This is a genomic window from Pseudomonas sp. TNT2022 ID642 (assembly GCF_028656995.1).
Classification (GTDB): Bacteria; Pseudomonadota; Gammaproteobacteria; order Pseudomonadales; family Pseudomonadaceae; genus Aquipseudomonas.
Genome location: NZ_JAMDGW010000008.1, coordinates 36,355 through 60,028 on the forward strand (window position 1 = coordinate 36,355; position 23,674 = coordinate 60,028).

Genomic DNA, 23,674 nt, shown 5'->3' on the forward strand with positions numbered 1-23,674 from the left:
GTTAACAACAATAATGAGTCTGCGAGGCCTTCCGTGATCCAGTTTTTACTTAACCAGGAACTCCGTAGCGAGCACGCCCTGGACCCGAATCTGACTGTGCTCAATTACCTGCGTGAACACGTGTGCAAGTCCGGCACCAAAGAAGGTTGCGCCAGCGGTGACTGCGGCGCCTGCACCGTAGTTGTCGGCGAGTTGCAAACGGATGACGCTGGCCGCGAACACATTCGCTATCGCAGCCTCAATTCGTGCCTGACCTTTGTGTCGTCGCTGCACGGCAAACAATTGATCAGCGTCGAAGACCTCAAACACCAAGGCGAACTGCACAGCGTGCAGAAAGCCATGGTCGAGTGCCACGGCTCGCAGTGCGGTTTCTGCACCCCCGGTTTCGTCATGTCGCTGTTCGCCCTGCAAAAGAACAGCGATGCACCGGATCAGGCCAAGGCCCACGAAGCGCTGGCCGGCAACCTCTGCCGCTGCACCGGCTACCGGCCGATTCTGGCGGCTGCCGAGCAATCCTGCTGCGGCAAGCAACCAGATCAGTTCGATGCCCGCGAAGCAGACACCATCGCGCGCCTGAAAGCCATCGCCCCGACCGATATCGGCGAACTCAACAGCGGCGACAAGCGCTGCCTGGTGCCGCTGACCGTCGCTGATCTGGCCGATCTCTACGACGCTTATCCACAAGCACGCCTATTGGCAGGTGGCACCGACCTGGCACTGGAAGTCACCCAATTTCACCGCACCCTGCCGGTGATGATCTACGTCGGCAACGTCGCGGAAATGAAGCGTATCGACACCTTCGAAGACCGCATCGAAATCGGCGCCGCCACCGCCCTCTCCGACTGCTACGAAGCGTTGAACGCCGAGTACCCGGACTTCGGCGAACTGCTGCACCGCTTCGCTTCCCTGCAAATCCGCAACCAGGGCACCCTCGGCGGCAACATCGGCAACGCCTCGCCGATCGGTGACTCGCCACCGCTGCTGATCGCCCTCGGCGCGCAGGTCGTGCTGTGCAAAGGCGAAACCCGCCGCACCCTGAACCTCGACGATTACTTCATCGATTACAAAGTCACGGCCCGTCAGGAAAGTGAATTCATCGAGAAGATCATCGTGCCGCGCGCCAGCGCCGAGCAGTTGTTCCGCGCCTACAAAGTCTCAAAGCGTCTGGACGATGACATCTCCGCCGTCTGCGCCGCGTTCAACCTGCGCGTCGAAAACGGTGTGATCACCGATGCGCGCATGGCGTTTGGCGGCATGGCCGCGATCCCGAAACGCGCCGCCCACTGCGAGGCCGCGCTGATCGGTGCGCCGTTCAACAACACCGTGGTCGAACGCGCTTGCGCCGCACTCGCCGAAGACTTCACGCCGCTCTCGGACTTCCGCGCCAGCAAGGAATATCGCCTGCTCAGTGCGCAGAACCTGCTGCGCAAATACTTCATCGAACTGCAAACACCGCACATCGAGACTCGGGTGACCGCTTATGTCTAACCATCACGGCGTAGAAAAAACCCAGGCTGAACTGGCTGAATTGTTCGCCAAGGATCTGACCTCCGGTGTCGGCCGCAGCGTCAAGCACGACAGCGCCGCCAAGCACGTGTCCGGTGAAGCGCAGTACATCGATGACCGTTTGGAGTTTCCGAACCAGTTGCATCTGTACGCACGCATGTCGGACCGCGCCCACGCGAAAATCATCAGCATCGATACCTCGCCGTGCTATGCCTTCGAAGGCGTACGCATCGCCATCACCCACGAAGACGTGCCGGGTCTGAAAGACATCGGCCCGCTGATGCCGGGCGACCCGCTGCTGGCCATCGATGACGTGCAATTCGTCGGTCAACCGGTGCTCGCCGTCGCGGCGAAAGACCTGGAAACCGCGCGCAAAGCCGCGATGGCCGCGATCATCGAATACGAAGATCTCGAACCTGTGCTCGACGTGGTTGAAGCGCTGCGCAAACGCCACTTCGTGCTCGACAGCCACACCCACCAGCGCGGCGATTCGGCTTCTGCGCTCGCCACCGCTGAACACCGCATTCAAGGCACGCTGCACATCGGCGGCCAGGAACACTTCTATCTGGAAACGCAAATCTCCTCGGTGATGCCGACCGAAGACGGCGGCATGATCGTCTACTGCTCGACGCAGAACCCGACCGAAGTGCAGAAATTGGTCGCCGAAGTGCTCGACGTGTCGATGAACAAAATCGTCGTCGACATGCGCCGCATGGGCGGTGGTTTCGGCGGCAAGGAAACCCAGGCGGCCAGCCCGGCGTGCCTGTGCGCGGTGGTTGCGCACCTCACCGGCCAACCAACGAAGATGCGCCTGCCGCGCGTCGAAGACATGCTGATGACCGGCAAGCGTCACCCGTTTTACGTCGAGTACGACGTCGGCTTCGACAGCACCGGGCGCCTGCACGGGATCAACATGGATCTGGCCGGCAACTGCGGCTGCTCGCCGGACCTGTCCGCCTCGATCGTTGATCGGGCGATGTTCCACTCGGACAACTCGTACTACTTGGGCGATGCGACCATCAACGGTCACCGCTGCAAGACCAACACCGCGTCGAACACCGCTTACCGTGGTTTCGGTGGCCCGCAGGGCATGGTCGCGATCGAAGAAGTGATGGACGCGATTGCTCGTCACTTGAACCTCGATCCGCTGGCCGTGCGCAAAGCCAACTATTACGGCAAGACCGAACGCAACGTCACCCATTACTACCAGACCGTCGAGCACAACATGCTCGAGGAAATGACCGCCGAACTGGAAGAAAGCAGCCAGTATCACGAACGCCGCGAAGCGATCCGTCGCTACAACGCCAACAGCCCGATCCTGAAAAAAGGTCTGGCGCTGACCCCGGTGAAATTCGGCATTTCCTTCACCGCCAGCTTCTTGAACCAGGCCGGTGCGCTGATCCACATCTACACCGACGGCAGCATTCACCTGAACCACGGCGGCACGGAAATGGGCCAAGGCCTGAACACCAAAGTCGCGCAGGTCGTGGCCGAAGTGTTCCAGGTGGAAATCGACCGCGTGCAGATCACCGCGACCAACACCGACAAAGTGCCCAACACCTCGCCAACAGCGGCGTCCAGCGGTGCTGACCTGAACGGTAAAGCGGCGCAGAACGCGGCGGAAATCATCAAGAAACGCCTGATCGAATTCGCTGCGCGTCACTACAAAGTCACTGAAGAAGACGTCGAATTCCACAACGGTCACGTGCGCGTTCGCGACCATATCCTGACCTTTGAAGCGCTGATCCAGCAGGCGTATTTCAATCAGGTGTCGCTGTCGAGCACCGGGTTCTACAAGACCCCGAAAATCTACTACGACCGCAGCCAGGCGCGTGGCCGTCCGTTCTACTACTTCGCCTTCGGCGCGGCGTGCTGCGAAGTGATCGTCGACACCCTGACCGGCGAGTACAAGATGCTGCGTACCGACATTCTTCACGATGTCGGCGCCTCGCTGAACCCGTCGATCGACATCGGTCAGGTCGAGGGTGGCTTCATCCAGGGCATGGGCTGGCTGACCATGGAAGAGCTGGTCTGGAACAACAAAGGCAAGCTGATGACCAACGGCCCGGCCAGCTACAAGATCCCGGCGGTGGCGGACATGCCGCTCGACCTGCGCGTGAAACTGGTGGAAAACCGCAAGAACCCGGAAGACACGGTGTTCCATTCCAAGGCTGTTGGTGAACCGCCGTTCATGCTCGGGATTGCGTCGTGGTGCGCGATCAAGGATGCGGTGGCGAGCCTCGGTGATTACCAGCATCAGCCGCAGATCGATGCGCCGGCGACACCGGAGCGCGTGTTGTGGGGGTGTGAGCAGATGCGTCAGCTCAAGACTGTGAAAGCGGTCGAGGCTGAAACCGAATTGGCTCCGCTCTAACGACCGAGGCGCGGCCAATCGCTGGCAAGCCAGCTCCCACAGGTTTTTGTGGTGTTTAACCGATATGCGTTACACCGCAGATCCTGTGGGAGCTGGCTTGCCAGCGATGAGGCCCGAACAGACAACGATGTTGTAGGGGTGAACTATGTACAACTGGATCGACGCCCTCGCCGACCTGCAGAACCAGGGCGAGCCCTGTGTGCTGGTGACGATCATCGAAGAACTCGGCTCGACGCCACGCAACGCCGGCTCGAAAATGGTTATCAGCGCGAACCAGAGCTTCGACACCATCGGTGGCGGGCATCTGGAATACAAAGCCATGCAGATCGCCCGCGAGATACTCGCCAGCGGCAAGCAGGACACCCATCTGGAGCGCTTCAGTCTCGGCGCCAGCCTGGGCCAGTGCTGCGGCGGCGCCACCGTGTTGCTGTTCGAACCGATGGGCCAGGTGCAGGCGCAGATCGCTGTGTTCGGTGCCGGTCACGTTGGCCGCGCCTTGGTGCCATTGCTCGCCAGCCTGCCCTGCCGGGTGCGCTGGATCGATTCGCGCGAGGCCGAATTCCCCGAACACATCCCCCACGGCGTGCGTAAAATCGTCGCCGAAGAGCCTGTGGATGAAATCGATGAGCTGCCCGCTGGCAGCTACTGCATCGTCATGACCCACAACCATCAGCTCGACCTTGAACTCACGGCTGCGATCCTCAAGCGCAATGACTTCGCCTACTTCGGCCTGATCGGTTCGAAGACCAAACGGGCGAAGTTCGAACACCGTTTGCGTGATCGCGGTTTCGACAGCGGCGTCGTGCAACGCATGCGCTGCCCGATGGGCATCGGCGAGGTCAAAGGCAAACTGCCTGTGGAAATCGCCATCTCCATCGCCGGCGAAATCATCGCCACCTACAACGCCAACTTCGGCCAGCAGACTGCCAGCGCCGAACCGATTGCCAAACTGCTGCCGGTTTCGCGGCGCAGTCAGGCGACCAAACTCAAAGCCTCAAACTGATTAGAGAACCCTCATGCCTCTGACTCGCAAAGCCTACCGCGCCGCCATCCTGCACAGCATCGCCGACCCCGCCGAAGTCGGGATCGAAGCCTCCTACGAATATTTCGAGGACGGCCTGCTGGTGGTCGATGGCGGCAAGATCAGCGCCCTCGGCCACGCCAGCGAATTGTTGCCGACCCTGCCGGCGGACATCGAAATCGAGCATTACCAGGACGCGTTGATCACCCCGGGCTTCATCGACACCCACATCCACTTTCCGCAAACCGGCATGGTCGGCGCCTACGGCGAGCAACTGCTCGACTGGCTCAACACCTACACCTTCCCGTGCGAAAGCCAGTTCGGCGACAAGACTCACGCCGACGAAGTCGCTGACATTTTCGTCAAGGAGCTGCTGCGCAACGGCACCACCACTGCGCTGGTGTTCGGCAGCGTGCATCCGCAGTCGGTGAACTCGTTTTTCGAAGCGGCCGAGAAGCTCGACCTGCGCATGATCGCCGGCAAGGTGATGATGGACCGCAACGCCCCGGACTATCTGACTGATACCGCCGAATCGAGCTACGTCGACAGCAAGGCGCTGATCGAACGCTGGCACGGCAAGGGTCGTCTGCACTATGCGGTCACCCCGCGCTTCGCACCGACCAGCACCCCGGAACAACTGACCCTCGCCGGGCAACTGCTGACCGAATACCCGGATCTGTACATGCAGACCCACATCAGCGAGAACCTCAAGGAAATCGAGTGGGTCAAGGAGCTGTTCCCGGAGCGCAAGGGCTACCTCGACGTTTACGATCACTACCAACTGCTCGGCGAGCGCTCGGTATTCGCCCACGGCGTGCACCTGTGCGACGACGAATGCGCGCGCCTGGCGGAAACCGGCTCGGCGATCTCGTTCTGCCCGACGTCAAACCTCTTCCTCGGTAGCGGTCTGTTCAACTTGCCGATGGCCGAAAAGCACAAACTCAATGTCGGTCTGGGCACTGACGTCGGTGGCGGCACCAGTTTCTCGCTGCTGCAAACACTTAACGAAGCGTACAAAGTGATGCAACTGCAAGGTGCGCGACTGAGTCCGTTCAAGTCGTTGTACCTGGCGACTCTGGGTGGCGCACGGGCGCTGCGTCTGGAAGACAAGATCGGCAACCTGCAACCGGGTTCTGATGCTGACTTCCTGGTGCTGGATTACAACGCTACGCCGCTGCTCAGCTATCGCTTGAAGCAGGCCAATAACATTGCCGAGACGTTGTTTGTGTTGATGACGCTGGGCGATGACCGCACGGTGCAGCAGACGTATGCGGCGGGTGCACTGGTGCATCAGCGCTGAGTTTCCCCGCCCCATGATCGTTCCCACGCTCTGCGTGGGAATGCAGCCCGTGACGCTCCGCGTCACTGGACGCGGAGCGTCCCCAGAGGCATTACCACGCAGAGCGTGGGAACGATCAGGCAGGCACAAAAAATCCCCCGCAACTTTTCAGCTGCGGGGGATTTTTCTATTGGTTAGTTAGAGCTTGGCCGCTGGACGCCCCGGCTTCTTGGTCTGCAACAAATGCGAGAACACCGCATGCAGATCATCCGACGCGCCTTCCTCGTCGAGGTTGAGCTTGCTGTCGATGTGATCCATGTGATGCATCATCAGATTCACCGCCAACTCGCCGTCGCGCTTCTCTATCGCGTCGATCAACTGGGTGTGTTCGTCGTACGAGCAGTGCGAGCGGTTGCCGCTTTCATACTGGGCAATGATCAGCGACGTCTGCGAAACCAGGCTGCGCTGGAAGCTGATCAACGGAGCGTTCATCGCCGCTTCCGCCAGTTTCAGGTGGAATTCGCCCGACAGACGAATGCCGGCGCCGCGATCGCCACGGGAGAAGCTGTCGCGCTCGTCGTTGACCATCTGCCGCAATTCGGCGATCTGCTCGGCGGTGGCGTGTTGCACGGCCAGCTCTGTGATCGCGCGTTCGACCAGACGGCGGGCGAGGAACACCTGACGTGCTTCTTCAACGCTGGGGCTTGCAACCACGGCGCCACGGTTCGGCCGCAACAGCACCACGCCTTCATGGGCCAGACGCGAGAGCGCGCGGCGAATGATGGTGCGGCTGACCCCAAAGATTTCCCCCAGCGCTTCTTCGCTCAATTTTGTGCCGGGCGCCAGACGCTGTTCGAGGATGGCCTCGAAGATATGCGCGTAGACAATATCGTCCTGGGTTCCGCTGCGGCCGGCTTTGCCTGCTCGCGGTTGTTTCTTGAGGGGTTGCAACTGTTCGTTCATGGGCACTCGAGTCGGGAGAACTGCGGCGAATAGACCGTGACTGTAATACGGCACAGTAGGTCGCTGGCAAGTATCGCGTAAAAAACAGCGCGATTGTACACAATGGAAGGTGGCAACACGACTGTACGGCTGTTTGTGACTTCGGCTGTATTGCAACGATCCGTTACGATTGAGTTTAGGCTTGTTCGCAGAATCCGCCGCCAGAACACCGCCTCCCCTGTAGGAGCTGCCGAAGGCTGCGATCTTTTGACTTTGATTTTGAGAAGCAAGATCAACAGATCGCAGCCTTCGGCAACTCCTACAAGGGTTTGCGTCATGGCGGACATCTTCATTGGTATAAGGAACACCGCCGTCATGAACGACGCCACCCACACTCAACTGCGCCCCTTGGCCGACACTTCGCCGTCAGCCATCGTCGCCGGTTTCATCGCGATGATGACCGGCTACACCAGCTCACTGGTGCTGATGTTCCAGGCCGGGCAAGCGGCGGGCCTGACCAGCGGGCAGATTTCTTCGTGGATCTGGGCGATCTCGATCGGCATGGCGGTGTGTTCGATCGGCCTGTCGCTGCGTTATCGCACGCCAATCACCATCGCTTGGTCGACACCGGGCGCAGCGTTGCTGATCACCAGCCTCGGCGGCGTCAGTTATGGCGAGGCCATTGGCGCCTACATCACCTGCGCCGTGCTGGTGACCATTTGCGGGCTGACCGGCAGCTTCGAACGGCTGGTGAAAAAGATCCCGGCTTCACTGGCGGCAGCATTGCTGGCGGGCATTCTGTTCAAGATCGGCAGCGAAATCTTCGTCGCCGCGCAGCACCGTACCGGGCTGGTACTGGGGATGTTCTTCACCTATTTAGTAGTCAAACGCCTGTCGCCGCGTTATGCCGTGCTCGCCGCATTACTGATCGGCACCGCGCTGTCGGGGTTCATGGGTTTGCTGGATTTCAGCGGTTTCCATCTGGAAGTGGCGACGCCGGTGTGGACCACGCCGCACTTTTCGCTGGCGGCGACGATCAGCATCGGCATTCCATTGTTTGTGGTGGCGATGACCTCGCAGAACATGCCCGGCATCGCCGTCCTGCGCGCCGACGGTTACAACGTCCCGGCTTCGCCGCTGATCACCACCACGGGCATCGCTTCACTATTGCTGGCGCCGTTCGGCTCCCACGGCATCAACCTCGCCGCCATCAGCGCAGCGATCTGCACCGGGCCGCACGCCCATGAAGATCGCAACAAGCGCTACACCGCGGCGGTCTGGTGCGGAATTTTCTACGGGATTGCCGGGGTGTTCGGCGCCACATTGGCGGCGTTGTTTGCCGCGCTGCCGAAGGAACTGGTGCTGTCGATTGCCGCGCTGGCGCTGTTTGGTTCGATCATTAATGGTTTGAGCATTGCCATGGCCGAGGTGAAGGAACGGGAGGCGGCGTTGATTACCTTTATGGTCACGGCGTCGGGGTTGACGCTGTTTTCCATTGGTTCGGCATTTTGGGGGATTGTTGCGGGGGTTTTGACCTTGGTGATTTTGAATTGGCGTAAAGCCTGAGGTCAAAAGCCCCTCACCCTAACCCTCTCCCAGGGGGAGAGGGGACTGACCGTGTTGTATGCGGGAGTTATAGCGACACGTGATACCGAGTCGAATCAGGTTTTGAACAGCCTGTAAATCGGCCCCCTCTCCTTCGGGAGAGGGCTGGGGTGAGGGGTAGCCTCACCACAAATCCCAAACCGAACACCCAAACACCAGACGAAAAAAAACGGCGACCCGAGGGTCGCCGTTTTTTTCAGTATCACGCAACCGGATTGATCGGCTTTTCCGGATACCAAACGTCCAGCAACGGGCTGACTTCATACTTGGTCAGCTCGGAGCGGGTTTTCAGCCAGGCTTCAACGGCAGCGCGCTGCTCTTCGTTGACCGAGCCACGCTTCTGCAGGCAAACCAGACCGAAGTCGTCGCCGCCAACATAACCCAGACCATTGGCTTCCATGGCTTCTTTGATGAAGGCTTCGAGGAAAGCGTCAATGGCTTCGTCGGACAAGTCTTCTTTGAAGTCCAGGTTCAGCTCGAAACCCAGCTCTTGAAATTCATCAACGCACAGTTTTTTGCGCAGACGCTGGGAACGGTTAGTCGCCATTGGAACAATCCTCTTAAGTATTAACGGCCGGCACTTTACCAGTTTAAGCGGTCGATTGCCCGACTCTCTGGCCCCTGAAGCCGACCGCCTGTAAAAAAATAACGTATTGGCCGGCCCCGACAAGGCACAAGCTGTAACACCTTGGGGCATAATGCCGACACTTTCATGACCGCTGAGGGCTTTTTCATCCATGTCCTCGTTATTTTCCCCTCGACTGTAGGGTTTTATTTCATATGATCAAATCGTTGCGTCCTCTTCTTCTCGCCGGCCTTCTTCTGCCGCTGGCTCTGCCTGTTTCTGCTGCCACTATCAATACTTCCCTCACTCCCAACGTTGAAAAAGCCCTCAAGGCGAGCAAATTGCAGCCCAGCGCCCTGTCGCTGGTGATGGTGCCGCTCGACGGCCCGGGCACGCCGACCGTGTTCAACGCCGACGTGTCGGTCAACCCGGCCTCGACGATGAAACTGGTGACCACCTACGCAGCGCTGGAAATGCTCGGCCCCAATCATCAGTGGAAAACCGAGTTCTACACCGACGGCGACCTGAACGGCGGCATCCTCAACGGCAACCTCTACCTCAAGGGCGGCGGTGATCCAAAGCTGAACATGGAAAAGCTCTGGCTGCTGATGCGCGACCTGCGCGCCAATGGCGTAACGCAAATCACCGGTGATCTGATCCTCGACCGCAACTTCTTCGTGCAGCCAGTGCTGCCGGAATTCAACGATGACGGTAATGACGAGAACAAACCGTTCCTGGTCAAACCCGATTCGCTGCTGGTCAACCTCAAGGCCCTGCGCTTTGTTGCCCGTAACGATAACGGCCGGGTGCTGATCTCGGTTGAGCCGCCGATTGCCAGCGTGCGCATCGAAAACACTGTCAAAGCGCTGCCTTCCAAACAATGCACCGGCGGCGTGCGCTACAACCCGGTGCCGCAGGCCGATGGCAGCGTGACCGTGACCGTGGCCGGCCAGTTGGGCGAAGGTTGCAGTTCGCAGACTTATCTGTCGCTGCTCGACCACGCGACCTACACCGCCGGCGCCGTGCGCGCGATCTGGAAGGAACTGGGTGGCAGCATTCAAGGCAAGGATCGTCTGGCCTCGACACCGGGCAACGCCAAACTGCTCGCGCGTGCCTACTCGCCGGATCTGGCGGAAATCATCCGCGACATCAACAAATACAGTAACAACACCATGGCCCAGCAACTGTTCCTCAGCCTTGGCCAGAAATTCCGCAACGACGCCGACGGGGACGACGCCAAGGCTGCGCAGCGCGTAGTGCGTCAGTGGATGGCGAAGAAAGGCATCACTGCGCCGCACCTGGTGATGGAGAACGGCTCCGGTTTGTCTCGCGCAGAACGTGTCAGCGCCCGTGAAATGGCGAGCATGCTGCAAGCCGCCTGGCACAGCCCGTATGCTGCCGAGTACATCAGCTCGCTGCCGATCGCCGGCACCGACGGCACCATGCGCAAGCGTCTGAAGACCACGGCGATGCGCGGTGAGGCGCACGTCAAGACCGGCACCCTGAACACCGTACGCGCGATCGCCGGTTTCAGCCGTGATGTGAATGGCAATACCTGGGCGGTGGTGGCGATCCTCAACGACAAGGCGCCGTTTGGTGCATCGTCGGTGCTGGATCAGGTGCTGCTGGATCTGTACAAGCAGCCGAAACTGGCGCAGACCGCTTCGGTCCTGTAACGCCGTTCAGGCAACAGCACAAAACCCTGTGGGAGCTGGCTTGCCAGCGATTGCGGAATGTCAGCCACTGAATATGCTGACTGAAATGACGCTATCGCTGGCAAGCCAGCTCCCACAGGGGTTGCGGCGTATTGAAGTCAGCTCATCTGCTCGACCCGATCACGCCCGCGCTGCTTCGCCATATACACACCCGAATCCGCCCTCAGCAACAGTGCATCCGCGCCCTCCCCCGGTCGCCAACTGGCGATCCCGAAACTCGCAGTCACCACGCCGACCACATCCACCGGCGCACTGCGCAAACCCTGCCACAACTCAACCGCCAGCATGTACGCGTGCTCGCCGTCGATGTCGGGGCACAGCACCATGAATTCCTCGCCACCCAAGCGACAGAACACATCGGTGCGCCGCAAACGATGGCCGATCCGCTCGCACACCGCTTGCAGCACACGATCGCCGACAGCGTGGCCATACTGATCGTTGATGCGTTTGAAGTGGTCGATGTCGAGCATGATCACCGATAACTCACCGCCACCGCGCTCGACCCGGGCCATTTCCGTGGTCAGGCGTTCCTGGAAGTAACGGCGGTTATGGATGCCGGTCAGCGAATCGGTCACCGACAGCGCGCGCAGTTCTTCTTCCACGCGCTTGAGGTCGGAAATGTCCGAGATATAGCCGTGCCACAGCACCCCACCGCCCGGCAGCTCTTCCGGCGTCGCCTCGCCGCGCACCCAGCGCAGACCGCGTTCGGGCAGCTGCACGCGGTATTCCTCGCGCCACGGGCTGAGGCTGTCAGCCGAGGCGCGAATCGAAGAGCGCACACGAGTAACGTCCTGTGGATGAATACGCGTGAAGATCGCCTCGGCGTTGAACAGCAGCACGTCCGGCTCCAGTTCGTAGATCTCGCGGATGCCGTCGCTGGCGTAGATCACACTGAAGCGCCCATCGAACTCCATCTTGAATTGATAAATGCCGCCGGGCACATGCGCGCTGAGCTTCTTCAGCAAGACATCCCGCGCCGCCAACACCTCGTGCACGCGCTTGCGCTCGGTGATGTCGATGCAGATCGCCAGGTGCCCGACCCACAACCCCTGCTCATCGAGCACCGGCGTGGCGAGCATGTTCACCGGAATATGGCTGCCATCGCTGCGCACCAGCGTCCACTCGCGGGCCTCGTGGCCGCCGACTTCGCCGCCCTCGACCAGCATCGCGTGGCAGGTCGGGATGCTTTTGCCGTAGCGCGCACTCAACTCGGAGGCGCGGGCCGTCAACTCGCGGGGCAGGTGCAGGTTTTCCAGGGTCATGTGCCCGACGACATCGGCGCTGCTGTAGCCGAGCATTTGTTCGGCACCGGGGTTGAAGGTGTTGATCACCCCGCGCAGGTCGGTGGCGATGATCGCCACCTGCGTCGCCGCATTCAGCACGCCGCGCAATTGACCGTGGGTGCCGCGCAGTTCCTGTTCGCTGGCATGTAACTCCTGCGTGCGCAGCTCGACCATGCGCAAGGCGCGCTGACGTTGACTGACCAACACGTAGAGCAAGGCGCTGAGCAGCAAACTGAGCAAGCTGCCCAGAATGATCACGCTGCCGACCGACGAATGATTGGCCTGCGCGAAGGCGTCGCTCGGCAGAATATCGACCTGATAGTCGTGATCAGCCATGCGCAGTAACCGCGTGGCCGACAGGTCGCTCGGTGCCGGATCGTTGGTCGACTCGAACAACACTTCGTGCTGATCATTGGTCGACATGTCGAGAATGCGCACCGACAGATAGTCATGGAAAGCGTCCGGCAAACCGTCGGCCAGCAACTGACGCATGCTGATCACCGCCATCACGTAGCCAAAGGATTGGCGTTCGCCACTGCGGCTCACCGGCGCCACCAGCAGCACACCGCGCGCGTAGGACGGCTCAATGCTGACCAGGTGCATCGGTTGCGACACCGCCAGCCCGCCGCGTTTGTCGGCACGTTGCAGGGTGTCGCGACGCAAAGGTTGCGCGAGCAGGTCATAGCCTAACGGTGAGCCGAGCCGACTTTGCGTCTGGCTATAGAGCACCGGCACGTATTCATCGCGCACGCCAGCCAGTTGCAGCTCGCCCTGAGCATTCAATTCTCGGAGGGAAAAGTTGCTCAGACCTTCGTCACGCACCCGCTGCTCGAATGCGGCGCGCTCGGCTCCATTGACCTTGAGGGCAAACGAATAAGCCTGGGTACGCATCAATAAGGGTTGGGTGTAACCGTCGAATTCGGTGCGGGACACCGATTCGGAGTTGGCGAAGAAGCGGCGCAGGCCGTCGAGGCGTTGCTCCTGATCCTGAAAGCGTTCTTCGATGCGGGTGTAACGTTCGTTGGCCAGCAATTGGAAACGCTGACGGGTCTGTTGCTGGAACTGATTGAGGGTGGCCCAGGCGAGCAGCCCCGTGAGAATCCCGCCGGCGAGCAATACCAGCAGCGCGACCAGCCAGGCCGAGACGTCTTCACTGATGAAACCCAGAATCTTTGGGCGCACGGGGTGCAACGACATAAAGACAACTCACACTACGCCAGCATTTACGGGAAAACCCCATTGACCGTGTGTGAGTTATAGCTATTAGCCACTAATTTAGCTAGCGCGGGCAGATCCACGGAGCCTTTAAAAATCAAGGCTCTGTGGATCCAATTGCGCAAAGCGTCAACGAGCCGTGATTTTCCAGGCGCGGTGGATCTTGGTGTTACGGGCGAAATCCGGATCAATGGTCTGCGCGCTGATTTCCTCGACCGCGTAACGCTCGGCGAGGTTTTCTTCCAACTGGAACTTGCGGAAGTTGTTGGAGAAATACAGCACGCCACCGCTTGCCAGACGGGCCATGGCCAGGTCGATCAACTGCACCTGATCACGTTGCACGTCGAAGATGCCTTCCATGCGCTTGGAGTTGGAGAAGGTCGGCGGATCGATAAAGATCAGGTCGTACTCATCACGGCTGCTTTCCAGCCACGCCATCACATCGCCCTGCTCCAGACGGTTCTTGTCCGAGTAGCCGTTCAGCGACAGGTTGCGGCGTGCCCAGTCGAGGTAAGTCTTCGACAGGTCGACGCTGGTGGTGCTGCGCGCGCCGCCCTTGGCCGCGTGCACGCTGGCGGTCGCGGTGTAGCAGAACAGATTGAGGAAGCGCTTGCCGGCGGCCTCTTTCTGAATGCGCATGCGCATCGGGCGGTGGTCGAGGAACAGACCGGTGTCGAGGTAGTCGGTGAGGTTGACCAGCAACTTCACGCCGCCCTCGCTGACTTCATTGAACTTGCCTTGCGCAGCCTGACGCTCGTACTGCTTGGTGCCGCTCTGACGTTCGCGGCGTTTGACCACCACGCGGCTCTTGTCGACGTTCAGCGCCTGCGGAATGGCGGCCAAGGCATCGAACATGCGCGCCGAGGCTTTTTCCGGGTCGATCGACTTCGGTGCGGCGTATTCCTGGACGTGCACCCAATCGTGGTACAGGTCGATGGCCATCGCGTACTCAGGCATGTCGGCATCGTAGACGCGGTAGCAATCGATGCCTTCGCGCTTGACCCACTTGCCCATCGCCTTGAGGTTTTTCTGCAGGCGGTTGGCAAACATCTGCCCGCCTTCGCTCAAGCGCGGTTGCTCGATCACCGGTGCCGGGGCCGGCGTCGGTTTGATCGGGTTGCCGTTCTTGTTGAACTTGCGCTCTTGCGGCTCGTCCGGGGTCTGGTCGTAAGCCGCTTGCTCGCGCTCGGCCTGACGCTGTTCCGGGGTACGACGCTCGCCGGTGACGAACTGATCCGGCAGCACTTTGATCAACAGCAGTTTGCACGGCAGCGCGCCGTTCCAGAACGAATACTGTTTGTGGCTGCGGATACCCATGCGCTTGCCCAGATCCGGTGCGCCGGTGAATACCGCCGCTTCCCAGTTCAGGCAGGCCTGACGCAGACGCTCGCCGAGGTTCTGGTAGAGATACAACAGGCTGGCTTCGTCACCGAGACGCTCGCCGTACGGCGGGTTGCAGATCACCAGACCTTTCTGGTTCTGGTCCGGACGCGGCTCGAAGGTCGCGACTTCGCCCTGGTAGATCTTGATCCACTCGCTCAGGCCGGCACGCTCAACGTTGTTGCGGCCCGGCTGAATCAGACGCGGATCAGCTTCGTAGCCACGAATCCACAACGGTGGCTTGGCCAGACCGGCAGCGGCACGCTCGACGGCCTCTTCATGGAGTTTTTTCCACAGTGCCGGCACGTGACCGAGCCACGCGGTAAAGCCCCACTGCTCACGGCGCAGGTTCGGCGCCATGTCGGCGGCAATCATGCCGGCTTCGACGAGGAACGTACCAACACCGCACATCGGGTCAGCCAGCGCGCCGCCTTCGGCAGCAATGCGCGGCCAGCCGGAACGGATCAGGATGGCTGCCGCGAGGTTTTCCTTCAGCGGTGCCGCGCCCTGCTGCAGACGGTAACCGCGCTGATGCAGGCTGTGGCCGGAGAGGTCGAGGGAGAGAATCGCTTCGCCGCGATCCAGACGCAGGTGAATGCGCAGGTCCGGGTTGAGCTTGTCGATCGACGGACGGTCGCCCTGTGGGGTGCGCAGCTTGTCGACGATGGCGTCTTTGACTTTCAAGGCGCCGAAGTGGGTGTTGTCGATGCCGGAACCGTGGCCGCTGAATTCAACGGCCAGAGTGCCGTCGCTGAGCATGTGATCCTGCCACTCGATGTCGAGCACGCCGTGATACAGATCTTCGGCGTCCTTCATCGGGAAGCGCTTGAGCACCAGCAACACGCGGTTGGCCAGACGCGACCAGAGGCACAGGCGATAAGCGGTTTCCATGGTCGCCATGCCACGCACGGCGGAAGTGTGCTCGCGCGCGTCTTCAAGGCCAAGCCCGACGGCTTCCTCGATGAGCAGGCCTTCAAGGCCTTTAGGGCAAGTGAGGAAGAGTTCGAAACGGTCGGACATGGTATTTCCAGAGCCTTTGGCTAGTGAATCGGCAACGCATTGCCGATCCGGTTTTCAATCAGGCGCTTTTCTAAAAGAACGCCCGCGTGGCACGAAGGTGTGCCGTTCCATCCCCGCTGCTCGGGTTAAAAGAGCTTAGATGCCGGGACAGATAAAAAAGTTGATGAAACAAAAAGTCTTAAAGCGACCCTTCGTCGCTTTATACCCCAGCGCAAACGTGGGTCATTCTCACTAAAGAATTAACCCCATCATCCAGCGCGGGGCCGATCATACCGGGGTTTGCTGAAAAACCGTGCATGAAAACCGTCGTTACTTATGGCTGTAGCACTAATTTCGTTACGTCCTTATGACAAAACGATCATTCCCTCGGTGTGACTCATTGGTTAGAACTGAACACAGGTTGACGTCGCAACGGCGTCAACACCTTGGCTCGCCACGCCGGCAGCGAGCCGCACCATGGCAGGTTGTTTTCTGCCCGACCTCGGTTGAGGTCAACGCGACACAAACAGTCAACAAGTGAGGGAAACACCCTATGAGAAGACTTAAGCGTGATCCGTTGGAAAGAGCATTTTTGCGCGGATATCAATATGGCGTTGGTGGCAAATCCCGTGAGCTTTGCCCATTTACTCTACCGTCGGTACGTCAAGCCTGGATTAACGGCTGGCGAGAAGGACGCGGCGACAACTGGGACGGTATGACCGGCACTGCGGGAATCCACAGACTCAACGAACTTCACGCCGTCGGCTGACACAGGGCATTAATTCCGACACGACAATCTGAATTTGTAACGACTTACCATGCACGTCCTTCCCGGACGGCGGGCTGCGGCCCAGGGGCTCCTTCGAGGAGCCCTTTTTTATGCCCGAAAACTCGACTGTCACCCACCTTTCGATTGGCGGGCAACTACCCCTGTAGGAGCTGCCGAAGGCTGCGATCTTTTGATCTTGTTTTTTAGAATCAAGATCAAAAGATCGTCCGAACGCGGCCCGAGCCTTCGGCAGCTCCTACATTGACCGTATCGGGTTGGGTTATTTGCGCAGGGCGGCGATTGCGTCTACCGATTCACGGATCAGCGCCGGGCCCTTATAGATGAAGCCCGAATAAATCTGCACCAGACTCGCACCCGCGAGAATCTTCTCGGCAGCATGCTTGCCTTCAGTAATCCCGCCCGCCGCGATGATCGGCAAACGCCCAGCCAATTCACCGGCCAGCACCTTCACGGTATTGGTGCTCTTCTCCCGCACCGGCGCGCCGGACAAACCTCCCGCCTCGTCGCCATGCTCCATGCCTTCAACGCCGACACGACTCAGGGTGGTGTTGGTCGCGATCACCGCGTCCATGCCGGTTTCGATCAACGCCTGAGCCACCTGCGCGGTTTCTTCATCGGTCATGTCCGGCGCGATCTTGATCGCCAACGGCACATGTTTGCCATGACGCAGGGCCAGTTCAGCGCGGCGCGCGGCCAGATCGGCGAGCAATTGCTTGAGCGAGTCGCCGAACTGCAGGCTGCGCAGGCCCGGGGTGTTCGGCGAACTGACGTTGACTGTCACGTAGCTGGCGTGGGCGTAAACCTTGTCCAGGCAGATCAGATAATCGTCGACCGCGCGTTCAACCGGGGTATCGAAGTTCTTGCCGATGTTGATGCCCAGCACGCCTTTGTACTTAGCCGCCGCCACACGCGCCAACAGGTTATCGACACCGAGGTTGTTGAAGCCCATGCGGTTGATGATCGCCTCGGCTTCCGGCAGGCGGAAGATTCGTGGTTTCGGGTTGCCCGGCTGCGGACGCGGGGTCACCGTGCCGATTTCGACAAAACCGAAACCCAGTTGCGCGAAGCCATCGATGGCCGCGCCGTTCTTGTCCAGACCGGCCGCCAGACCCACCGGGTTCGGAAACTCCAGGCCCATGACCGTCACCGGCTTCTTCGCCGGCGCCTTGCACAGCAAGCCGTTTAAGCCCAAACGCCCACCCGCGCCGATCAGATCCAGCGACAGATCGTGGGAGGTTTCCGGGGAAAGTTTGAACAACAGCTGACGGGCCAGGGAATACATGGGCGGCGATGACTCGGGCGGCGAAAAGAGGCGGCGATTATAGCCGGGCATCGACCTACCGCGCGAGGCGCATGCGCAAATCACTGTCAGTGGCATATGCCTTGCACCTTCCTTGCTATCAGCGCGCAGGCCAATGACGGCACGCGGGCAAGGACAATGGCGTCGTCCCGGGTTTTGCCTGCGCAAAGTCCGCGGCGGCGCTTTTTTTCGAGGTGGCGGTGTATGAATGAACCTTCGGTAGGGCCGCTGGCTTGGGTCAATGGCAGCGATGCCCCGGAAAAGACTGCAATCAACCTCGGTTTCATGGCGTTGAGCGACTGCGCATCGGTTGTCGTCGCCGCGACACAGGGCTTCGCTCAGCCTTACGGATTGACGCTGAACCTCAAGCGCCAGACATCCTGGGCCAATTTGCGCGACAAACTGGTCAGCGGTGAACTGGATGCTGCGCACAGTCTGTACGGCCTGATCTACGCCGTGCACCTGGGCATCGGCGGCGTGGCGTCGAGCGACATGGCGGTGTTGATGGGGCTGAACCAGAACGGTCAAAGTCTCAACCTGTCCCACGACCTGCAAAACCTCGGCGTGAGCAGTCCTGAAGCACTGGACCGGCACGTGCACCAAAGCCGCGCAAAACTCACCTTCGCCCAGACTTTTCCCACTGGCACTCATGCGATGTGGCTGTATTACTGGCTGGCGAGTCAGGGCATTCATCCATTGCAGGATGTCGACAGTGTGGTGGTGCCGCCGCCGCAAATGGTTGCGCACCTGCAAGCCGGGCGCATCGATGGGTTTTGCGTCGGCGAGCCTTGGGCCGCGAGCGCGGTGCAGCAGGACCTCGGTTTCACCCTGGCGACCAGCCAGACCATCTGGCCCGATCACCCGGAAAAAGTCCTCGGCTGCACTCGTGAATTTGTCGAGCAATACCCGAACACGGCGCGGGCGCTGGTGATGGCGATCCTTGAAGCCAGCCGCTTTATCGAAGAGAGCCCGGAAAATCGTCGCAGCACCGCGCAGTTGCTCAGTGCGCCGGAGTATCTGGACGCGCCGCTTTCCTGCATAGAACCGCGTTTTCTCGGTGATTATGCCGATGGCCTCGGCAATCGCTGGCAGGATCCGCACGCGCTGCGCTTTCACGGTAACGGCGAAGTGAATCTGCCGTATCTGTCGGACGGTATGTGGTTCATGACCCAGTTCCGCCGCTGGGGCTTGCTGCGCGAAGACCCGGATTACCTCGCCGTCGCCCGTCAGGTTCAGCAACTCGATCTGTATCGCGATGCCGCGACCGCTGTCGGCGTGGCGGCGTGGGGCACCGACATGCGCAGCAGCCAGTTGCTCGACGGCAAAGTCTGGGACGGCAGCGACCCGGCCGGCTACGCGCGCAGTTTCAAGCTGCATGCGTTGAACGACGACGCTCCCCTTCTCGCCCGCCGCTGACAGGAGACCGCGAATATGTTGCGCATTCTGCTGATCAATGACACAGCGAAAAAAGTCGGGCGCCTGAAGGCTGCGTTGACCGAGGCCGGTTTCGAGGTGATCGACGAGTCCGGCCTGACCATCGACCTGCCCGCGCGCGTCGAAACGGTGCGCCCGGACGTAATTCTGATCGATACCGAGTCACCGAGCCGCGATGTCATGGAGCAAGTGGTGCTGGTCAGCCGCGACCAGCCACGGCCAATCGTGATGTTTACCGATGAGCATGATCCGGGAGTGATGCGCCAGGCGATCAAGTCCGGGGTCAGCGCCTACATCGTCGAAGGCATTCACGCCCAGCGTTTGCAGCCGATTCTCGATGTGGCGATGGCGCGTTTCGAGAGTGATCAGGCCTTGCGTGCGCAGTTGCAGGCGCGTGATCTGCAATTGGCTGAGCGTAAGCGCATTGAGCTGGCCAAGGGGTTATTGATGAAGATGAAGGATTGCAACGAGGAAGAGGCTTACACCCTGATGCGGCGCCAGGCGATGAGCCGGCAGCAGAAGCTGATTCAGGTGGCGGAGCAGATCATTGCCATGAGTGAGTTGCTTGGCTGAAATGCTCTGAGCGCTTGAAAAGCCCCTCACCCTAGCCCTCTCCCGGAGGGAGAGGGGACCGACCTAGGTGTCTGGCGTCAAACATCGACCTGAAAGACCGAGTCGATTATGGATTCACAGCAGAAAATCACAGGTCGGCGTACTTCTCGAGCATCCCCCAATCAGTCCCCTCTCCCTCTGGGCGGTCCGACGTTTCGGGAGGGCTAGGGTGAGGGGCTTTTGATTTTCCGGCTGTTGGCACAAATCTCGCTACGTAAAACGCACAGGTAACCAACGGCGGTTGCCCCACCTACGACAAAGACGTCGCTCACCCGTTCGCCCAACAGGCGCATCAGGTAGCGGCGTTTTTGCGTTTTGGCCCCACAGCCCGGGGCCGGTGGTGCGGCCGTGGCGGCGCCCCACCTGCTGTTGCATGACTCCTTTCGAGACTCTTTTCAGCTGAGGTGCGCGATGAATTCAAGCTTCTGGAAATCCGGCCACACCCCGACCCTGTTCGCGGCCTTCCTCTATTTCGACCTGAGCTTCATGGTCTGGTACCTGCTCGGCCCGCTGGCGGTGCAGATTGCCGCCGACCTGCAGCTAACCACGCAGCAACGCGGCCTCGTTGTCGCCACGCCGATCCTCGCCGGCGCCGTACTGCGCTTCGTGATGGGCATGCTCGCCGATCGACTGTCGCCGAAAACCGCCGGGCTGATCGGTCAGGTCATCGTGATCTGCGCACTGTTCGGCGCCTGGAAACTCGGCATCCACAGTTATGAACAGGCGCTGATCCTCGGCCTGTTCCTCGGCATGGCTGGCGCTTCGTTCGCCGTCGCCCTGCCCTTGGCCTCGCAATGGTACCCGCCGCAGCATCAGGGCAAAGCCATGGGCATTGCCGGTGCGGGCAACTCCGGCACCGTGTTCGCCGCACTGCTTGCACCAGTGCTCGCCGCCGCGTTCGGCTGGAGCAATGTCTTCGGTTTCGCCCTGATCCCGCTGATCCTGACCCTGGTGCTGTTCGCCTGGCTGGCAAAAAACGCCCCTGAGCGGCCGAAAGCCAAAGCCATGGCCGACTACTTCAAAGCCTTGGGCGACCGTGACAGCTGGTGGTTCATGTTCTTCTACAGCGTCACCTTCGGCGGCTTCATCGGTCTGGCCAGCGCCCTGCCCGGCTACTTCAACGATCAGTACGGCTTGAGCCCGGTGACCGCCGGTTACTACACCGCCGCCTGCGTGTTCGGCGGCAGTTTGATGCGACCACTGGGTGGCGCGCTGGCGGATCGCTTCGGTGGCATTCGCACATTGCTGGCGATGTACACCGTCGCTGCCGTGTGCATCGCGGCCGTCGGCTTCAACCTGCCAAGTTCCTACGCGGCACTGGCGCTTTTCGTCTGCACGATGCTCGGTTTAGGGGCAGGCAATGGTGCGGTTTTCCAACTGGTGCCGCAGCGTTTTCGTCTGGAAATCGGCGTGATGACCGGGCTGATCGGTATGGCCGGCGGCATCGGCGGTTTTGCCTTGGCCGCCGGCATGGGCGCGATCAAACAGAGCACCGGCAGCTATCAACTGGCCCTGTGGTTGTTCGCCAGCCTCGGCGTGTTGGCATGGTTTGGCCTGCACGGCGTCAAGCGTCGCTGGAGAACCACCTGGGGTTCAGCGGCAGTGACGGCGGCGCGGGTCTGAAGCGTCGATGGCCCTGCAACTGAGTTTTGCCGAAGCCAGCGCCACCGGTCCGCGCGCGGAGAATCAGGATGCTTTGCGTTCGGTGACACCGGCTCCGGCACTGGCGGCGAGCAAAGGTTATCTGTTCGCCATCGCCGACGGCGTCAGCCAATGCGCCGATGGCGGCCTCGCTGCGCGTTCGACCTTGCAAGCCCTGGCGCTCGACTACTACGCCACGCCGGAAACCTGGAGTGTGGCGCAGGCGCTGGATCGCCTGCTGCTTGCGCAAAACCGCTGGTTGCAGGCCAACGGTGGTGGGCAACCGTTGCTCACCACGGTCAGCGCCTTGGTCATGCGTGGTCGGCGTTTTACCCTCGCCCACGTCGGCGATTGCCGGGTGTATAGCTGGCACGACGATAGTTTGCAGCGGATCTCGGAGGATCATGTCTGGGATCAGCCGGGCATGCAGCATGTGCTCAAGCGTGCGCTAGGGCTGGATCAGCATCTGGTGCTGGATTTCCTCGACGGTGAACTGCGTGAAGGCGAAAGCTTTGTGCTGCTCAGCGACGGAGTCTGGTCAACGCTGGGCGATACCGCGATTGCGGCGATTCTGCGTGATCAGCCGGATCTGCACAGCGCCGCGCAGACGCTGGTCAATGCCGCGCATCTGGCGGGGAGTCAGGACAATGCCAGTGCATTGCTGGTGCGGGTCGATGCTGTCGGTGAGACGAGTATCGGCGATGCACTGATTCATCTGCAGCAATGGCCCCTGCCGCCACCGTTGAAACCCGGGCAGTCGTTCGAAGGCTGGCAAGTGCTGGACGTTGTCGCTCAGAGCCAGCAATCGCTGCTGTATCGGGTGCTTGATGGACAAGGTCAGACGTGGCTTCTGAAAACCCTACCCACGCGTTCCGCCGATGATTCCCACGCCGGGCAAGCACTGCTGTCCGAGGAATGGTTCCTCAAACGCGTAGCCGGCCGGCACTTTCCTGAAGTCCATGCGTGCCAGCAGCGTCAGCATTTGTACTACGTGATGCGGGAATATTCCGGAGCGACGCTGGCACAGCTGTTTCAACTGTCAGGCCCATTGCCGTTGGCACAGTGGCAGGACATCGCCGAGCGCCTGTTGCGTGCGGTCGGGTTGCTGCATCGGCGGCAGATCCTGCACCGGGACATCAAACCGGAAAATCTGCACGTGGGCGACGACGGCGAATTGCGTCTGCTGGATTTTGGCTTGGCATATTGTCCGGGACTGTCCGAAGACGCGCCGTCGACGCTACCCGGGACACCCAGTTACATCGCCCCGGAAGCATTTCGCGGTGATCCGCCAAGTGTGTCGCAGGATTTGTATGCGGCCGGCGTGACCCTGTATTTCCTGCTCACCGGGCATTTTCCCTACGGCGAGATCGAAGCGTTTCAGCGACCGCGCTTTGGTCTGCCGGTGAGCGCCAGTCGCTATCGGCCGGATCTGCCGGAATGGCTGGCGCAGAGTCTGGAGCGTGGTGTGGCGGCGGATCCGCAACAACGGTTTGAAACGGCTGAGGAATGGTTGTTGGTGTTGGAACAGGGCGAGCGGCGGAGTTTGAGTGTACGGCCCAGACCGTTATTGGAGCGTGAGCCGTTGAAGGTGTGGCGGACGATGGCGATCGTGGCGCTGCTGGGGAATCTGGTGCTGCTGGTTTTGTTGTTTCACGGCTGAGACCGCGTCGCGTCATTCGCGAGCAGGCTCGCGAAGAGGCCAGCCCAATCACAACAATTCTGTCTGCCTGAATGCCCCACGAACGAGCAACCCGCGTCGATTCGGTGCAAAAAATCCCCGTCAATAACCGCTCCCGCCCAATAAACACGCCATTCCCCCACTTGGCACAACCACTGCATTACCTCACTCAACACACACATAAAGCCCAACCTTCAACGACGAAGGCTGCGCTTCCCGAGAGAACGGGACCAGGACAAAGGCGTCCTCGCTAGGCAACTAGCGGGACGCCTTTTTTTGTTTGCGCAAAATTTCTCGAGCAAGGCCTGACTGCCCACAAGAGGCCAGCCGCAGCT

The 23,674-nt window shown here is 60.5% G+C and carries 16 protein-coding genes; 11 read left to right on the plus strand and 5 right to left on the minus strand.

Annotated elements, in window-relative coordinates:
• Nucleotides 1-33: 33 nt before the first annotated feature.
• From xdhA to guaD, 4 genes are all read left to right on the plus strand, one after another.
• Complete coding sequence (gene xdhA / locus M5G26_RS09870) at nt 34-1,488, plus strand: xanthine dehydrogenase small subunit (protein ID WP_273915190.1); 1,455 nt, start codon at nt 34-36, stop codon at nt 1,486-1,488.
• Entirely contained in the window at nt 1,481-3,880 is a 2,400-nt protein-coding gene (gene xdhB, locus M5G26_RS09875) for a xanthine dehydrogenase molybdopterin binding subunit (RefSeq protein WP_273915191.1), read from the plus strand. The genes xdhA and xdhB overlap by 8 nt, the downstream gene beginning before the upstream one ends.
• Nucleotides 3,881-4,025: 145 nt before the next feature.
• Nucleotides 4,026-4,883 (plus strand): xanthine dehydrogenase accessory protein XdhC, encoded by an 858-nt coding sequence (xdhC, locus tag M5G26_RS09880; protein ID WP_273915192.1) that lies wholly within the window; start codon nt 4,026-4,028, stop codon nt 4,881-4,883.
• A gap of 13 nt (nt 4,884-4,896) precedes the next feature.
• Complete coding sequence (guaD, locus tag M5G26_RS09885) at nt 4,897-6,201, plus strand: guanine deaminase (RefSeq protein WP_273915193.1); 1,305 nt, start codon at nt 4,897-4,899, stop codon at nt 6,199-6,201.
• 177 nt (nt 6,202-6,378) lie between these two features.
• Here the strand turns inward: guaD and M5G26_RS09890 are convergent, their stop codons facing one another.
• Nucleotides 6,379-7,143, minus strand: a complete 765-nt coding sequence (locus M5G26_RS09890) for a GntR family transcriptional regulator (protein ID WP_007918375.1) — start codon at nt 7,141-7,143, stop codon at nt 6,379-6,381.
• Nucleotides 7,144-7,497: 354 nt separating this feature from the next.
• Here M5G26_RS09890 and M5G26_RS09895 point away from each other — a divergent pair, with 354 nt between their 5' ends.
• Entirely contained in the window at nt 7,498-8,688 is a 1,191-nt protein-coding gene (locus tag M5G26_RS09895; RefSeq protein ID WP_038365433.1) for a benzoate/H(+) symporter BenE family transporter, read from the plus strand.
• Nucleotides 8,689-8,929: 241 nt separating this feature from the next.
• Here M5G26_RS09895 and M5G26_RS09900 read toward each other — a convergent pair whose 3' ends face one another.
• Nucleotides 8,930-9,274: a YggL family protein gene (locus M5G26_RS09900; RefSeq protein ID WP_273915194.1), complete on the minus strand. Its 345-nt coding sequence runs from the start codon at nt 9,272-9,274 to the stop codon at nt 8,930-8,932.
• 233 nt (nt 9,275-9,507) lie between these two features.
• On the opposite strand from M5G26_RS09900, the gene dacB reads away from it, so the two are divergent.
• Nucleotides 9,508-10,968, plus strand: coding sequence for a D-alanyl-D-alanine carboxypeptidase/D-alanyl-D-alanine endopeptidase (gene dacB, locus M5G26_RS09905; RefSeq protein WP_016985601.1), 1,461 nt, complete (start codon nt 9,508-9,510; stop codon nt 10,966-10,968).
• Nucleotides 10,969-11,105: 137 nt separating this feature from the next.
• On the opposite strand, the gene M5G26_RS09910 is transcribed toward dacB, so the two are convergent.
• Complete coding sequence (locus M5G26_RS09910; RefSeq protein WP_273915195.1) at nt 11,106-13,487, minus strand: sensor domain-containing diguanylate cyclase; 2,382 nt, start codon at nt 13,485-13,487, stop codon at nt 11,106-11,108.
• 147 nt (nt 13,488-13,634) lie between these two features.
• Nucleotides 13,635-15,905: a bifunctional 23S rRNA (guanine(2069)-N(7))-methyltransferase RlmK/23S rRNA (guanine(2445)-N(2))-methyltransferase RlmL gene (rlmKL, locus tag M5G26_RS09915; protein ID WP_273915196.1), complete on the minus strand. Its 2,271-nt coding sequence runs from the start codon at nt 15,903-15,905 to the stop codon at nt 13,635-13,637.
• Between the two features lie 532 nt (nt 15,906-16,437).
• Between rlmKL and rmf the strand changes: the two genes are divergently transcribed.
• A complete protein-coding gene (rmf, locus tag M5G26_RS09920; protein ID WP_003223300.1) occupies nt 16,438-16,653 on the plus strand; it encodes a ribosome modulation factor in 216 nt (71 codons plus the stop codon).
• A gap of 280 nt (nt 16,654-16,933) precedes the next feature.
• Here rmf and M5G26_RS09925 read toward each other — a convergent pair whose 3' ends face one another.
• Complete coding sequence (locus M5G26_RS09925; protein ID WP_273915197.1) at nt 16,934-17,956, minus strand: quinone-dependent dihydroorotate dehydrogenase; 1,023 nt, start codon at nt 17,954-17,956, stop codon at nt 16,934-16,936.
• 222 nt (nt 17,957-18,178) lie between these two features.
• On the opposite strand from M5G26_RS09925, the gene M5G26_RS09930 reads away from it, so the two are divergent.
• The 4 genes from M5G26_RS09930 (at nt 18,179) to M5G26_RS09945 (ending at nt 23,321) form a co-directional block, all read left to right on the plus strand.
• Nucleotides 18,179-19,390, plus strand: a complete 1,212-nt coding sequence (locus tag M5G26_RS09930) for a CmpA/NrtA family ABC transporter substrate-binding protein (protein ID WP_273915198.1) — start codon at nt 18,179-18,181, stop codon at nt 19,388-19,390.
• Between the two features lie 15 nt (nt 19,391-19,405).
• Entirely contained in the window at nt 19,406-19,981 is a 576-nt protein-coding gene (locus M5G26_RS09935; protein WP_038365449.1) for an ANTAR domain-containing response regulator, read from the plus strand.
• A gap of 450 nt (nt 19,982-20,431) precedes the next feature.
• A complete protein-coding gene (locus M5G26_RS09940; RefSeq protein ID WP_095047741.1) occupies nt 20,432-21,643 on the plus strand; it encodes a nitrate/nitrite transporter in 1,212 nt (403 codons plus the stop codon).
• Nucleotides 21,644-21,650: 7 nt separating this feature from the next.
• The gene (locus tag M5G26_RS09945; protein ID WP_273915199.1) at nt 21,651-23,321 is read left to right on the plus strand and encodes a bifunctional protein-serine/threonine kinase/phosphatase; all 1,671 of its coding nucleotides are present in this window, start codon (nt 21,651-21,653) and stop codon (nt 23,319-23,321) included.
• Nucleotides 23,322-23,674 lie beyond the last annotated feature (353 nt).